The sequence below is a fragment of the Streptomyces yokosukanensis genome (assembly GCF_001514035.1).
Classification (GTDB): Bacteria; Actinomycetota; Actinomycetes; order Streptomycetales; family Streptomycetaceae; genus Streptomyces; species Streptomyces yokosukanensis.
In genome coordinates, this window is the sequence record NZ_KQ948208.1 from 161,381 (window position 1) to 174,915 (window position 13,535).

Here is a 13,535-nt window from a genome sequence, read left to right on the forward strand (position 1 = left end):
CCGTCACAGACCCCGCGCCGCGTAGGCCCTGACGTCCGCGTCGGGGTCGGCCGTCGCCGCGGCGAGGGCCGCGCGGGCCTCCTCCGTGGCCCGGTGCCGGCTCAGGGCCAGCACCGCCGCTTTGCGCACGTCGGCGTTCGCGTCGGCGAGTGCCTCGGCCAGGGCGGGGACGGCGGCTTCGGAGTACGCGACCGACAGCGCGGTGGCGGCACCGGAGCGGACCTGCCAGGCCGGATCGGACAGTGCGGCCACGGCGCGGGCGGCGAGCGGGGCTGGGCAGCCGGTGCCGGCCAGCGCGGCGAGCGCCGCGCCGCGCACCAGCGGATCGACGTCCTCGGTGAGCCGGTCCAGGGCGGCGATGAGCAACTCACGATCGGCTTCGGTCACGGGCGCCGAGCCGACGGAGGCCAGGGCCTTGGCCACGGCGACCCGGACCTCCCGGGAGGGATCGTCCGCGGCCCCCGCCAGCGGCCGGACCGCGTCGACGGACACGAGCGCCCGTACCGCCTCGGTACGGACGGCGATGTCGGGGTCGTCCAGCGCCACCGAGAACACCCCGGCCTCGCCGAGTCGCAGGGCACGCAGCACATCGAGAGCGGCGGCACGCACCACGGGGTCGTCGGCGGTGAGGGCGCCGGTGAGGTCGCGGCCCAGGTCCGGCTCGGGCGGCAGGGCCTCGACCAGTTCACGCAGCGAGGCCGCCGCGCCGGCGCGGACGCCGGTGTCGGGATCGGACAGGGCTCCGGCCAGGGCCCGTCCGGTGCCGGGCGGCACGGTCTCGGTGAGGACCGAGACGGCCGTGCGACGGACGGCGGGGTCCGGGTCGGTCAAGTACGGCTGGACCAGGTCGAGTTCGGGTTCCGCCTCGGCCAGAGCCAGCAGTTCCAGCAGCCGGGGCGAGGCGGAGCCGCCCGGTGTGCCCGCCGGGTCGGTGGAGTCGGCGGCACGCGCGGACGTCGGTCCTGCGGCGACCGGTGCCACCTCACGGGGCCCGGCCGTGTCCACGTCCTCGGGACGGACCTCGCCCAACCGCCGGGAGGGACCGCCCACCGGCGTGAACTCCTCGACCGGGACCAGATACGGAGCCACGGGACGGGCCGTGAACTCCATCGCACCAGAGGGGGACTTGTGCAGATCGAGATGGTGGAACCAGGAGACGTCGTCACGGCCGGGGTGGTCGAGACGGTCGTGATAGAGACCCCAGCGGGACTCGGTGCGGGCGAGGGAGGAGCGGGCGGCCATCTCCGCACAGTCCCGGATGAAGGTGACCTCGGCGCAGCGCATCAGCTCGTGCGGGGTGCGGGCACCCATGGCGGCGATGTCGCAACGCATCCGCTCGAAGGCCTCCAGGGCGAGGGAGAGCCGTGCACCGGACTTCGGCGGTGCGACGTAGTCGTTCACGAAACGGCGCAGCTTGTACTCGACCTGGGGCTGCGGCGGGCCGTCCGGGTGGCGCAGCGGGCGGTAGATCAGTTCGTGCGCCTCGCGGACCTGGTCCGCGGGAAGTACGCCCTCGTACGCCGTGTACTGGGCGGCGTCCGCCCCCGCGAGGTCGCCGAAGACGAACGCGCCGATCATGTAGTTGTGCGGGACGCAGGCGAGGTCGCCGGCGGCGTACAGGCGGGGGACGGTCGTACGGGCGTGGTCGTCGACGCGGACGCCGGAGGCGGAGTGGCCGCCGCACAGGCCGATCTCGGAGATGTGCATCTCGACGTCGTGGGTGCGGTAGTCGTGCCCGCGCCCGGCGTGGAAGGTGCCCCGGGTGGGGCGCTCGGTGGAGTGCAGGATCGACTCCAGAGCGGAGATCGACTCCTCGGGGAGATGGCTGAGCTTGAGGTAGACCGGACCGCGGTCGCCGGCGACCTCGGCGGCGAACTCGGCCATCATCTGCCCGGACCAGTAGTCGGAGTCGACGAAGCGCTCGCCGTGCCGGTTGACCTGGTAGCCCCCGAAGGGGTTGGCGACGTAGGCGCAGGCCGGCCCGTTGTAGTCCTTGATCAGCGGGTTGATCTGGAAGCACTCGATGCCGGTCAGCTCGGCGCCCGCGTGGTAGGCCATGGCGTACCCGTCGCCGGCGTTGGTGGGGTTCTCGTAGGTGCCGTAGAGGTAGCCGGAGGCGGGCAGGCCGAGCCGGCCGCAGGCACCGGTCGCGAGGATCACCGCGCCCGCGCGGACGGTGACGAAGGCGCCGGTGCGCGTGTGGAAGCCGGCGGCGCCCACGGCCCGCCCCCCGGCGGTCAGGACCCGGACCGGCATCACCCGGTTCTCGATCCGGATCCGCTCCCGCATCTCGCGCCGCCGCAACTGCCGGTACAGGACCTTTTTGACGTCCTTGCCCTCTGGCATCGGCAGTACGTACGAGCCGGAGCGATGGACCTGGCGGACCGCGTACTCACCGTGCTCGTCCTTCTCGAACTTGACCCCGTACGACTCCAGCCGCTGGACCATCGCGAAACCGCGGGTCGCGGTCTGGCGAACGGTGGACTGGTCGACGATGCCGTCGTTGGCGCGGGTGATCTCGGCGACGTAGTCGTCGGGCTCGGCGCGGCCGGGGACGACCGCGTTGTTGACGCCGTCCATGCCCATGGCGAGCGCGCCGGAGTGGCGGACGTGGGCCTTCTCCAGCAACAGCACGTTCGCGCCGCGCTCGGCGGCGGTCAGCGCCGCCATGGTGCCGGCGGTGCCGCCGCCGATGACGAGGACGTCGCAGCTCAGCTCCTCGGCGTCGGTGACGGCGGGAATCTCCGGGGAAGTGGACGCGGGGGTGGTCACCGGGGTGCCTTTCACGAGCCGAGCGAGGTGAGGATGTCGCGGCGCAGGGCCGCACGGGCGGGGGCGTCGACGGCTCCGCGGTCGCGCGGACCGGGGACGTCGCGTACCGCGGCCACCCGGCCGGAGCCGAGCAGGGCCACACGGTCGCCGAGGAAGAGGGCCTCGTCCACGTCGTGCGTGACGAAGACGACGGTCGCGCCCGTGCCGCCCAACACCTCCACCAGCAGGTCCTGCATGCCGGAGCGGGTCTGGGCGTCCAGCGCGCCGAAGGGCTCGTCCATGAGGACGGCGCGCGGACTGTCGGCCAGCGCGCGGGCCAACTGGGCGCGCTGGCGCTGCCCGCCGGACACCCGGTGCGGCAACTGCCCCGCCTGCGCACTGACTCCGACGCGGGCGAGCCAGGACTCGGCCCGGGCACGGCGTGCGGAGCGGGGCACGCCGCTGATGGCGAGCGGAAGTTCGACGTTCCCGCGCAAGGTGCGCCAGGGCAGCAGCGCGTCCTCCTGGAAGACCAGCGTACGGTCGGCCGACGGCCTTCTCAGCGGGGCACCGTCCACCTCGACTGAGCCCCCCAGTGGCGCCAGCAGCCCGGCGAGGGTGCGCAGCAGCGTGGACTTGCCGCAGCCGGAAGGGCCGACGACGGTGAGGATCTCGCCGGGCGAGACATCCAGGTCGACGTCGTGCAGCACCGGCGCGTCCGGGCGGCCGAGTACGGCGGCTCGGAAGGAGAGCCGGGTGCCGCGTGCCGTCGCGGACGGCGCAGCGGCGGTGGGAACGGCCGCGGTCTCAGACGAGGTGCTCATCGCGGGCCTCCTCGGTGTCCTTCTGGCCCTGCTGCTCGGGCTGGGCCTGGTGCTCGGAATCGCCGTCGGCACGCACGGGGGCGGCGACAGGCCGGGGCACGTGGGTGCGGCCACCGGGGATGTACGAGGTACGGGGCAGCCAGCGGGTCAGGCGTCGGCCGAGGAGTTCCACGGCCGTGGAGGTGACCCAGCCGAGGACTCCGATCGTGACCATGCCGACGAAGACGCCGGGGTAGTTCACCACCGTGTAGTCCTGCCAGGTGCGGTAGCCGACCCCGTACTGGCCGGAGATCATCTCGGCGGAGATCACGCAGATCCAGGACACGCCGATGCCCACCGACAGCCCGCCGAAGATGCCGGGCAGCGCGCCCGGCAGCACGACCGAGCCGAGGATCCGCATCCGGCCGCCACCCATGGTGCGCACCGCTTCCTCCCACATGGGGGTCAGGGCGCGGACCGCGTGCCGCGTGGAGACCAGCACCGGAAAGAAGGCGGCGGTGCAGGTGATGAAGACGATGCCCTGCTCGTTGGAGGGGAACAGGAGGATCGCCACCGGGACGAGGGCGATCGCCGGGATCGGGCGGATCACTTCCAGGACCGGGCCGAGCAGATCCTCGGCGAGGCGCGAGCGCGCCACGAGCACGCCGGTCGCCACGCCCAGGACGGCGGCGAGCGCGAAGCCGGTGAGGATCCGGGTGAGGCTGTCGTAGAGGTCGGTCCAGTAGTCGCTGCCGGAGAGCCGGCCGGTGAAAGCGTGAGCCACATCGGTGACCGTCGGGAACTGCGAGAAACGCAGCCACACGTCGACGTCCAGGCTGGTCAGCACCTGCCACAGGCCGAGGAAGGCGGCCAGGGAAGCAGTCCGGAGCGCATACCGGGCCAGGGGCCGCCGGGTCATGACGCCCGCTCCAGAGCCTCGCGGTACGAGACGGTACGAGCGCCGCCGTGGGCGGTGACGTAGGCCTGTGCGCTCGCCGGGGTGACGAAGGGGAGCAGCTGGTTGCCGTCGGTCACCCAGACCGCCCTGTCGGCGAACCACAGGGTGCCGGTGGCTGCGTCCGGCACGTACGCGGCGCGGATCCCGTTGCGGTGCCCGGCCAGGTAGGCCAGAAGTTCCTTCGCGGACTTGAAGGAGACGGTCTTCTCGCTGCCCTTGGGCCACACCTCGCTCGCGACCGGTGCGGGTGCCGCGTCGAGGCGTCGGGTGTAGGAGGCGCCGAGGGCCCTCTTGACGTACCGGTCGTCGACGAAGGAGTCCACGTCGATGTCGCCGGTCAGCTTGGCGGCCTTCAGCACGGACACGTCCTGCTTCAGCGCGTCGACGAGCCGCGGCTTGACGGCCGGGTCGAAGGTGGCGATGCCGTGTGCGCCGTTGTAGAGGTAGACGACCTCGGCGGGCAGGCCGGTGGTCTCGGCTACCTTCTCGGCGGCGGCGACGGGGTGGGTGTTGAGGTAGTCCGTCGCCTCCGCCTGGGCCTTGAGGAAGGCTTCCAGGACGGACGGGTGCTGCTGGGCGAAGTCCTCGCGGGCTGTGACGCCGTGGAAGGTGGGCAGGTTCAGCTGGGCGCCGTCGTACAGGGCCTTCGCTTTGCCTTCGTAGGCGAGCAGGCCGGGCCAGGCGACGAACTGCGACAGGGCGTCCACGCTGCCGGAGGTGAGCGCCGAAGCACCCACGGCGGGCTGCTGGTTGAGTTTGGAGATGCCCTTGTCCGGGTTGATGCCGGCGCGCTGCAGAGCCCGTACGAGGGTGCCGTCGGCGGCGGAGCCGATGCTCGTGGAGACCTTCTTGCCCTTCAGGTCCTTCAGGCTGGCGAGTTGGGAATCGGGTGCGGTGACGACGGTGTTGAGGCCGCCGCGCAGGTTGTAGCCGGTCACCGAGACCAGGCGGGTGGGGCGGCCGAGCTGGGTGCCGCGGGCGGCATTGAGCAGCAGCGGGAAGTCGCCTATGGAGCCGATGTCGATCTTGCCTGCGGTCATCTGGGCGGTGATCGGGGCGCCGGTGGCGTAGTCCTGCCAGTCGACCTTGTAGGTGTGGCCGTCGTGCAGGGAGTCGAGCTGCTTCTCGAAGGAGCCGAGGGATCGCAGCAGTGTGCCTGCGGTGACGGTGTTGATGGTTTTGGACTGGTATCCGACGGTCACGGTGACCGTGGAGCCGCTGCCGGCTTCGGCGCTGGCGCCGCAGGCGGACAGGGACAGGGGCAGGGGCAGGAGCAGCGCGGCGGCTGCGGATGCGGTGGCTGCTGTTCGTTTCATGGTGGTCGTCCCTCTCACCGCAGCAGGTAGGGCATGTTGACCGTGACGGCCCCGGTGGGGCAGCGGGCCGCGCAGGGGCCGCAGTACCAGCACTCGTCGACGTGCATGTACGCCTTGCCGCTGGTCTCGTCGATGGCGAGGGAGTCCAGCGGGCACATGTCCACGCAGAGGGTGCAGCCGTCGATGCACTTCGACTCGTCGATGGTCACGGGCACGTCGGCCCGCTGGGGCGCCAAGGGCATGGCTGTCTCCAGGAAACGTGCAGGCAGGGATGGGTGTCGGCGGGGTGGCTACGACCGGTGGAGCAGGCCGCTCATGGCGATTCGGTCGCCGCGGAAGCGGATGAACTCCAGGTCGACGGGGCGGCCGTCGGCGAGGTGTGTCAGGCGTTCCAGCATCAGTACGGCGGCACCGCGCGGGGCTTGGAGGACGGCGGCGGAATGGGTGTCCGCGTTCACCGCCTCCAGGGTGATCTCGGCGTGGCCGAGGCGCTGGCCGGTGATGCCTTCCAGGAGGCGGAAGACATCGGTGTTCTCCAGGTCGGCGCCGAGCAGGGCGGTGCCGATGTCGAGCGGTACGTAGGTGAGGTCGAGCGAGAGGGGGAGGCCGTTCAGGCGGCGCAGGCGCTCGATGTAGAGGACGTCCGCGCCGGCGGGGACGTGGAGGCGGTCGGCGACCGGGGCGGGCGCGGGGGCGGGGCCCATGGTGCGGACCTCGTTGGTGACGCGGCCGTGTTCGCGAAGGGTTTCCGCGAGGCCCATCAGGCGGTCGAGCCCGTGCGGGTACTTCCGGGCGACGACCACGGTGCCGACTCCGGGCAGCCGTTCCACCAGGCCCTCGGCCCGGAGCAGGTCCAGGGCCTGGCGGACGGTGTTGCGGGAGGCGCGGTAGTCGGTGGCGAGTGTCGACTCGTGGGGGAGGGAGCCGTCCTGGAAGGCGCCGGTGAGGATCTGGTGGCGCAGCAGGTCGGCGAGCTGCCGGGCCCGGTCCGCACGCAGCCGGCGACGCGTGCGGTGGGCGGCGACGGTGGTCGCGGCGCCCTGACCGGCGTGGTCGCGGGGGCGGTCGGTGGGTGGCATGGCTGGAACCATACCGATGCGGTAGGGAAAGGCGTGTTGCTGGAGTGTTGCGCCAGGTGAGGGGGCGTTGAGTACGTCGCTGAGCTGGGGTTTCTCTGCCTCGGCGGCAAGATCTGCCACCCGGCGGGCCGGTCAGTTCAGTGCCGTAAGCCCCGGTGCGAACGTGATCAGGAGCGGCAGCAGCGGCACCAGCGCGGCCACCGTCGTCGTCAGGGCCCGGTGCCGGCGCAGCAGCCGCGGCGGCGGCTCCAGGAGGCGGTCCACGCGCTCGCCGAGGAGGCGTCGGCTGGAGGCGCAGGACAGTACGCCCCGGTGCTGGTTCAGCTCGATCAGCGCCAGGGCTGTTGTGAGGTGTCCGCAGCGCCGGGACGCCGTGTCGTCTGCGGCCAGCTCGACCAGGCGGTGCGTCTGGTCGCAGAAGTGCGCGAACAGCGGCACGCGCGGGAAGCCCGTGGCGAGCGCGGTGGACAGGTGGAGCAGCCAGTCGTGGTGGGCGCGCGCGTGCCCGCGTTCGTGGGTGAGGACGGCGTCCAGCTGGTGGTCGGTCAGGCGCTGCAGCGCCCCCGTCGTGACGACCAGCTGCGGCGGGTGTCCCGGCATCCACCAGGCGTCCGGGTAATCGTCCTCCAGCACCAGCATGGGACCGCGCGCCGCGGGCAGCCCGGCCGGCAGGTCGGGGGCGCGCTCGCGCAGCTGGGCGCGGGCCTGGCCGCGGCTGCGGCGGGCCTCGACGAGTTCCCGGGCCAGCATCGCCGTCGTCCAGGCCGCGCCGCAGGCCAGCAGAACGGTGAGGGTGGCGGCCCACGCCGGTGCGGAGGAGAGGTCGTAGGCGGCGGTGACGGAGGGTGGCGCGGGGGCGAACACGCGGTCGCGGACGGTGTGGAAGACGGCTGCCGTACCCAGGATCAGGGCGGCCAGGCAGCACAGCAGGACGGTGGCGACCAGGCACTGCCACACCCACAGCGCGACCACGGGGTCCCGCTCGGGCCAGGCGGCACGGGTCAGCGCGCGCGGTGCCGGCAGGGCGGCCGTCAGGGCGACGACGCTCAGCAGGAGCAGGCAGACGGTCATGCCGGGGCTCCGGTTCCTGGTCGGAGAGTTGTGCGGGTGTCGGTGGTGCGGGGCGTTGCGCCGAGGGCGCGTCGCGCGGTGTGTGCCCGCCCAGTATGACGGTGCGGGGCGGCAGGAGTCAGGTCCCGGAGGCGATCCGTTCCGCGCCTTCGACCGCCCGCTTTACGGCACGCCCGCCTTGCCCGGTCTCTGGGCCGGGCGGCCCTATGTCCCCCGTTCCCGCAGAGCCCGTCGGACGGCCTCCAGCACGTCGTCCTCGCCGAACCCCAGAGCCAGTGCCCAGGACACGAAGTCCCCGGTCCCGTCGGCGAGTTCCGCGATGTCGCGGCGGCGCACGCCGGGCGGCAACGGAGCCACCCGCGTCCCCGCGCCGCGCCGGGTCCGGATCAGCGACGCCGCTTCCAGCTCGCGGTAGGCGCGAGCCACGGTGCCCGCCGCGAGGCCGAGGTCCGCCGCCAGTTGCCGTACCGTCGGCAGCCGTTCGCCCTCTGTCAGCCGCCCGACGCTGATCAGGGCGGCGAGCTGGGCGCGGATCTGCTCGTAGGGCGGGACGGGGCTGGTCGTGTCGACCCGGACGGCGGCGCCGCTCACCGGCGTACTCCCCGGTCGGTCTGCCGGAGCCGTCCGGCCCGCGGCGAGCAGACGGTGAAGAGCATCCAGGGCGCGGTCACCAGCGAGATCAGCGCCAGCGGCAGCAGAACCGCGTTGGCGACGGTGCCCGCGGTGCCGTCGCAGGTCGTTGCGGTCAGGGCGGCCGAGGCCGTCGAGGCCGCGCCCAGCAGTGAGGTGGAGACGACGATCCCCCACGCGGCCACGATCGCCAGCGAGCGGTCGCGGCGGGACTGCTCGTCGCCCGGCCGGGTGGCGATCCGGCGCAGGGACCAGCCGCACGCGCCCGTGGCGAGGGCGAGGGAGGCCAGCATGGGCAGGCCGTAGTAGAGGCCGGGAAAGGGGCTGTGCGCCTCGGTCCGCCCGTTGCAGGTCAGGGCCAGTTGGCGGCCCGCCCGCCCCAGGTCGTCCGGCGAGGCCACCGCGCCCGCCGTCACCAGTAGTGCCACCAGGGCCACCGCAAGGACGACCAGGAGCCAGGTCGTCCGGGGCGGTACGTGGTCGCGGACCCGGCGCGGTGCGAGCCCCGCGGTGCGGACGGCTCCCCGGGCCGGCGCGGTCAGCGCGTCGCCGACCAGGACGCCGACGACCGCGCACAGACCGAAGGCCGGGATGGCGTACAGGACGCCGTTGCCGTGGTCGAGTGCGGACAGCCAGGCGGCTGCCAGGGCGCCTGCGGCGACCCCTGTCCAGCGGGCGTAGCGGTCGACCGCTCCTCGGGACGCGGTCGCCGGGGTGGTCAGATCGAGGTGGGTCATGGAAGTCCCCCGTGGAAGCACGTCTTGTACTCACCGCTTGTATCAAGCGGTGAGTACAAGATGCTTGCTCCGGCGGGCTTGTGTCAATCTCTTGCTACAAGAGGCCGCTCGCCCGGCTCACCGGGTCACGACCCGGCCGCTGACCTCACCCAGCCCGATCCGGCGGCCGTCCGCCCCGGGGGCCCAGGCCGACAGGGTCACCACATCTCCGTCCTCCAGGAAGGCCCGCTTGCCGTCCGGGAGTTCGAGGGGGTCGCGGCCGTTCCAGGTCAGCTCCAGCAGGGAGCCGCGCTGTCGCTCCTCGGGGCCGCTCACCGTGCCCGAGCCGTACAGGTCGCCGGTGCGCAGGGAGGCGCCGTTCACCGTCATGTGGGCGAGTTGCTGGGCGGCGGTCCAGTACATGGTCGAAAAGGGCGGCTCGGAGACCACATGGCCGTTGATCGCCACGGAGATGCGCAGGTCGTAGCCGCCGGGCTCGATGCCGGGCGCCGAGTCGTCCAGGTAGGGCAGCAGCGGGTCCGTGCGCTCCGGGGGCGCCACGCGCGCGTGCTCGAGAGCCTCCAGCGGGGTGATCCACGCCGACACCGAGGTGGCGAAGGACTTGCCGAGGAAGGGGCCGAGCGGGACGTACTCCCAGGCCTGGATGTCCCGCGCGGACCAGTCGTTCAGGAGGCAGAGGCCGAAGACGTGGTCGCGGAAGTCGGCCAGCGCGACCGGGCTGCCCGGTGCGGAAGGCGCGCCCACGACGAAGCCGACCTCAGCCTCGATGTCCAGCCGGATCGAGGGGCCGAAGACGGGGGCCGGGTCGGCCGGCGCCTTGCGCTGCCCGGACGGCCGTACGACGTCCGTGCCGGAGACCACCACCGTGCCGGAGCGGCCGTGGTAGCCGATCGGCAGGTGCTTCCAGTTGGGCGTGAGGGAGTCCGCGGCGTCCGGGCGGAAGATCTGGCCGACGTTTCGCGCGTGGTTCTCCGAGGCGTAGAAGTCGACGTAGTCCGCCACCTCGAAGGGCAGGTGCAGGGTCACCTCGGAGAGGTGGCGGAACAGCGGCTCGACCGCCTCGTGGTGCGCGGGGTCGGTGATCCAGGACGTGATCGCGCGCCGTACGTCCGACCAGGTCGTGCGCCCGGCCGCGAGCAGCGGGTTGAGGGTGGGCCGCGCGAGCAGCGAGTGGTGCGGCGAGCCCAGGGCGGCGGCCGCGGCGCCTGCGTCGAGGACGTGGTCCCCGATCCGGACGCCGACCCTACGTTCCGTGCTGCCGGAGGGCGAGAACACGCCATAGGGAAGGTTGTCCGGGCCGAAGGGGTCGCCCTCGGGGACGTCGAAGGGGGGCATGGGGTACTGCCTCACTCTCATCCAGGCCGTGCGTGGCGATGCGTTCCATGTGATCGCGCCACACGTTACGGCCGGGATGCGTGTCTTGGGCAGTGCCTTGATCGGCACCTCCAGAGGTGTCCGAAAGGCGTGTGAAGGAGAAGCTTCGAAAGGTTGCTCGCACCCTGTCTAAAGAGTTCGCAATGTCCGAATAGGCCTTGTCGGAGGCGGCAATTCCGGCTTAGCGTCCTTTGGGGACACGGACGGGGTGGGTCCGTTCCAATGGGGGACACGTGGGGGGACCCGTGGCCGAAAGTGGCATGGCTGTGCCGTTCGAGGTGGACCGTGAAGTGCCCGGACTGATCGTCAAGTTCGGCGACTATCCGCTGCACCACGGCGGCGTCGGAGCGATCCGCAGCCTGGGCCGGCTCGGCGTGCCGATGTACGCCGTCACCGAGGACGCGTACACGCCCGCGGCCTCCTCGCGCTATCTGAAGAAGGCCTTCGTGTGGCCGACGACCGGCGCGGAGGACCCCGGCCACCTGGTCGAGGGCCTGCTGCGCATCGGCCGTCGCATCGGCCGCCCCACCGTCCTGGTCCCGACCGACGAGGAGGCCGCCGTACTGATCGCCGAGCACCAGGACGATCTGGCCGGATCTTTTCTCTTTCCGCGTGTCGACCCCGCGCTGCCGCGCCGGCTCGCCAGCAAGCAGGGCCTGCACGAACTGTGTGTGGAGCACGGCATCGCGAGCCCCGCGTCGGCGTTCCCGGAGTCGTACGAGGACATCGTCGCCTTCGCCGGCACGGCCCGCTTCCCGGTGGTGGCCAAGAACCGCGAGGCGTTCGTCCGGCGCGAACGCCCGGCGGTGGGCGGCACCACGAGGATCGCCACCCGCGAGGGCCTGCTCGCCCTCGCCCGCGACTGGGGCGCGCGGCCGGGCGTGATCCTCCAGGAGTACCTGCCGCGCGAGGAGGCCGAGGACTGGATCGTGCACGCCTGCTTCGACCAGGACTCCAACCCCGTGGCACTGTTCACCGGCGTCAAGGTCCGCTCGTGGCCGCCGCACGCCGGCATGACGGCGAACGCCTACGTCGTCGACAACCCGGAACTCACCGACCTCGCCGCGCGTTTCATCAAACAGATCGGCTACAGCGGCATCATCGACCTCGATCTGCGCTTCGACCGGCGCGACGGGCAGTACAAGCTCCTGGACTTCAACCCCCGCATGGGCGCCCAGTTCCGGCTCTTCGAGAACGAGTCGGGTGTGGACGTCGTACGCGCCATGCATCTGAATCTGACCGGCCGCGCCGTACCGGAGGGGGAACAACGCACCGGCCACCGATACATCGTGGAGAACATCGACCTCCCCGCCCTCCTCGCCTACCGCCGCAGCGGCTATACGACGCCGCACGCGCCGGCCAGGGCGAGCGGGACGGAGCTGGCATGGCTCGCGGGTGACGACCCGCTGCCGTTCCTCACGATGCTCGCCCGCTTCGTGCGCCCGGGCGCGAAGCACCTCTATCAGCTGTGGCGGACCAACCGCCGCGGCAGCAGCACCTCCACGAAGTAGGCAAGGCCACCAAGAGTGGCGCACCGTGTCCTGGGGAGGGACTTCGTGACTCGACCGGTTGCAGTCATCGGGGCCGGGCCGTTCGGCCTGTCCACCGCCGCCCATCTGCGGGCCCGCGGCATCCCCGTCCGCGTCTTCGGCGACCCCATGGTCAGCTGGCGCGACCACATGCCCGAGGGCATGCTCCTGAAATCGACACCCGCGGCATCGAACTTCGACTGCCCGCAGCCCGGCCACACCCTCGCGGACTACTGCGACGCGGCCGGGATCCGCCGCCTGGTGGCCGACGAGGACATCATCCCGGCGGAGACGTTCATCGGCTACGGCGAGTGGTTCCAGCAGAGGCTGGTCCCCGGCCTGGAGCAGGTGCGGGTCGTCGCCGTGGACCGCGACAAGAGCGGCGGCTTCGAACTGAAGCTGGACTCGGGCGAGACGTTCACCGCGCGTGCGGTCGTCGTGGCCACCGGGCTGTCGGGCCTCGCGCACCTGCCGGCGGAGCTCAAGGGGGCCGCCGCCGACGGACCGGCGCCCACAAGCCCGGTCTCGCACAGCTCCCAGCATCACGGCCTCGGCCGGTTCGAAGGCAAGGAGCTGATCGTGATCGGCGCCGGCCAGTCCGCCCTGGAGACGGCGGCGCTCGCCGCCGAAGCGGGGGCACGCGTGCGTGTGATCGCGCGCGGTCGCGGCCGGGTCGCCTTCGGAGCCCCGCCCTGGGACCAGCCGAAGCTGCGCCCCGAGTCCCCCTTCGGCAACGCCTGGTCGCTGTGGGCGCTCAGTTACTACCCGCACCCCTACCGCTACCTGCCCGAGGCGACCCGCCACTACCTGGTCCGGCGCGTCCTCGGACCGCTCGGGGCCTGGTGGCTGCGCGAGCGCTTCGAGACCGCCGTGCAGGTGCAGGACGTGGAACGGGTCGTGGCCGCCGAGGCCCCTGACGGCAGCCCCGTCCTCACGGTCCGCACGCACGGCGGGCGTACCGAGCGGCTCGGCGCCGACCATGTCATCGCCGCCACCGGCTACCGCGTCGACATCGCGGCGATGGACTTCCTCGGCCACGAACTGCGTACCAGGCTCGCGGTGAGCCGTGGCACGCCCAAGCTCGGCCCCGGCTACGTCTCCTCCGTGCCCGGCCTGTACTTCACGGGCCTGCCGGCGGCGTCGTCGTACGGCCCGGTGATGCGCTTCGTCTGCGGCACGGAGTTCGCCTCGCCCCGGCTGGCGAAACACCTGGCGGCGGCCCACGGCTGAACACCGGGCGGCACCCCGCGGCCGACGGAACACCCGGCACACCCGGCACACCCTGCG

Annotated in this window: 12 protein-coding genes; 2 read left to right on the forward strand and 10 right to left on the reverse strand. The window is 72.4% G+C overall.

Features of this window, described 5'->3' with window-relative positions; all coding sequences use genetic code 11:
• Positions 1-3 precede the first annotated feature (3 nt).
• The 10 genes from AQI95_RS07260 to fahA form a co-directional block, all read right to left on the reverse strand.
• On the reverse strand, positions 4-2,772 hold the full coding sequence (locus AQI95_RS07260) for a fumarate reductase/succinate dehydrogenase flavoprotein subunit (RefSeq protein WP_067119253.1): 2,769 nt from the start codon (positions 2,770-2,772) through the stop codon (positions 4-6).
• 11 nt (positions 2,773-2,783) lie between these two features.
• A complete protein-coding gene (locus AQI95_RS07265) occupies positions 2,784-3,575 on the reverse strand; it encodes an ABC transporter ATP-binding protein (protein ID WP_067119256.1) in 792 nt (263 codons plus the stop codon).
• Positions 3,559-4,473: an ABC transporter permease gene (locus AQI95_RS07270; RefSeq protein ID WP_067119259.1), complete on the reverse strand. Its 915-nt coding sequence runs from the start codon at positions 4,471-4,473 to the stop codon at positions 3,559-3,561. The genes AQI95_RS07265 and AQI95_RS07270 overlap by 17 nt, the downstream gene beginning before the upstream one ends.
• Positions 4,470-5,828 (reverse strand): ABC transporter substrate-binding protein, encoded by a 1,359-nt coding sequence (locus tag AQI95_RS07275; RefSeq protein WP_067119261.1) that lies wholly within the window; start codon positions 5,826-5,828, stop codon positions 4,470-4,472. The genes AQI95_RS07270 and AQI95_RS07275 overlap by 4 nt, the downstream gene beginning before the upstream one ends.
• 14 nt (positions 5,829-5,842) lie before the next feature.
• Entirely contained in the window at positions 5,843-6,070 is a 228-nt protein-coding gene (locus AQI95_RS07280; protein WP_067119265.1) for a 4Fe-4S dicluster domain-containing protein, read from the reverse strand.
• A 48-nt stretch (positions 6,071-6,118) separates the two neighbouring features.
• The gene (locus AQI95_RS07285; RefSeq protein WP_067119268.1) at positions 6,119-6,907 is read right to left on the reverse strand and encodes a GntR family transcriptional regulator; all 789 of its coding nucleotides are present in this window, start codon (positions 6,905-6,907) and stop codon (positions 6,119-6,121) included.
• 132 nt (positions 6,908-7,039) lie between these two features.
• Positions 7,040-7,978, reverse strand: a complete 939-nt coding sequence (locus tag AQI95_RS07290; RefSeq protein ID WP_067119271.1) for a M56 family metallopeptidase — start codon at positions 7,976-7,978, stop codon at positions 7,040-7,042.
• 204 nt (positions 7,979-8,182) lie between these two features.
• On the reverse strand, positions 8,183-8,569 hold the full coding sequence (locus AQI95_RS07295) for a GntR family transcriptional regulator (RefSeq protein ID WP_067119274.1): 387 nt from the start codon (positions 8,567-8,569) through the stop codon (positions 8,183-8,185).
• Positions 8,566-9,345, reverse strand: coding sequence for a hypothetical protein (locus AQI95_RS07300; RefSeq protein WP_067119277.1), 780 nt, complete (start codon positions 9,343-9,345; stop codon positions 8,566-8,568). Before AQI95_RS07300 ends, AQI95_RS07295 begins: the two co-directional genes overlap by 4 nt.
• Before the next feature lie 117 nt (positions 9,346-9,462).
• Positions 9,463-10,680 (reverse strand): fumarylacetoacetase, encoded by a 1,218-nt coding sequence (gene fahA, locus AQI95_RS07305; protein WP_067119280.1) that lies wholly within the window; start codon positions 10,678-10,680, stop codon positions 9,463-9,465.
• A gap of 305 nt (positions 10,681-10,985) precedes the next feature.
• On the opposite strand from fahA, the gene AQI95_RS07310 reads away from it, so the two are divergent.
• On the forward strand, positions 10,986-12,230 hold the full coding sequence (locus AQI95_RS07310; RefSeq protein WP_067120373.1) for a carboxylate--amine ligase: 1,245 nt from the start codon (positions 10,986-10,988) through the stop codon (positions 12,228-12,230).
• 45 nt (positions 12,231-12,275) lie between these two features.
• On the forward strand, positions 12,276-13,478 hold the full coding sequence (locus AQI95_RS07315; RefSeq protein ID WP_067120375.1) for an FAD-dependent oxidoreductase: 1,203 nt from the start codon (positions 12,276-12,278) through the stop codon (positions 13,476-13,478).
• Positions 13,479-13,535: the final 57 nt, after the last annotated feature.

Excerpts from the sequence above, each read along its gene's own strand:
- AQI95_RS07285 (WP_067119268.1), bottom strand. The coding sequence starts at position 6,907 with ATGCCACCCACCGACCGCCCCCGCGACCACGCCGGTCAGGGCGCCGCG.
- AQI95_RS07265 (WP_067119256.1), bottom strand. The coding sequence starts at position 3,575 with ATGAGCACCTCGTCTGAGACCGCGGCCGTTCCCACCGCCGCTGCGCCG.
- fahA (WP_067119280.1), bottom strand. The coding sequence starts at position 10,680 with ATGCCCCCCTTCGACGTCCCCGAGGGCGACCCCTTCGGCCCGGACAAC.
- AQI95_RS07300 (WP_067119277.1), bottom strand. The coding sequence starts at position 9,345 with ATGACCCACCTCGATCTGACCACCCCGGCGACCGCGTCCCGAGGAGCG.
- AQI95_RS07280 (WP_067119265.1), bottom strand. The coding sequence starts at position 6,070 with ATGCCCTTGGCGCCCCAGCGGGCCGACGTGCCCGTGACCATCGACGAG.
- AQI95_RS07275 (WP_067119261.1), bottom strand. The coding sequence starts at position 5,828 with ATGAAACGAACAGCAGCCACCGCATCCGCAGCCGCCGCGCTGCTCCTG.
- AQI95_RS07270 (WP_067119259.1), bottom strand. The coding sequence starts at position 4,473 with ATGACCCGGCGGCCCCTGGCCCGGTATGCGCTCCGGACTGCTTCCCTG.
- AQI95_RS07290 (WP_067119271.1), bottom strand. The coding sequence starts at position 7,978 with ATGACCGTCTGCCTGCTCCTGCTGAGCGTCGTCGCCCTGACGGCCGCC.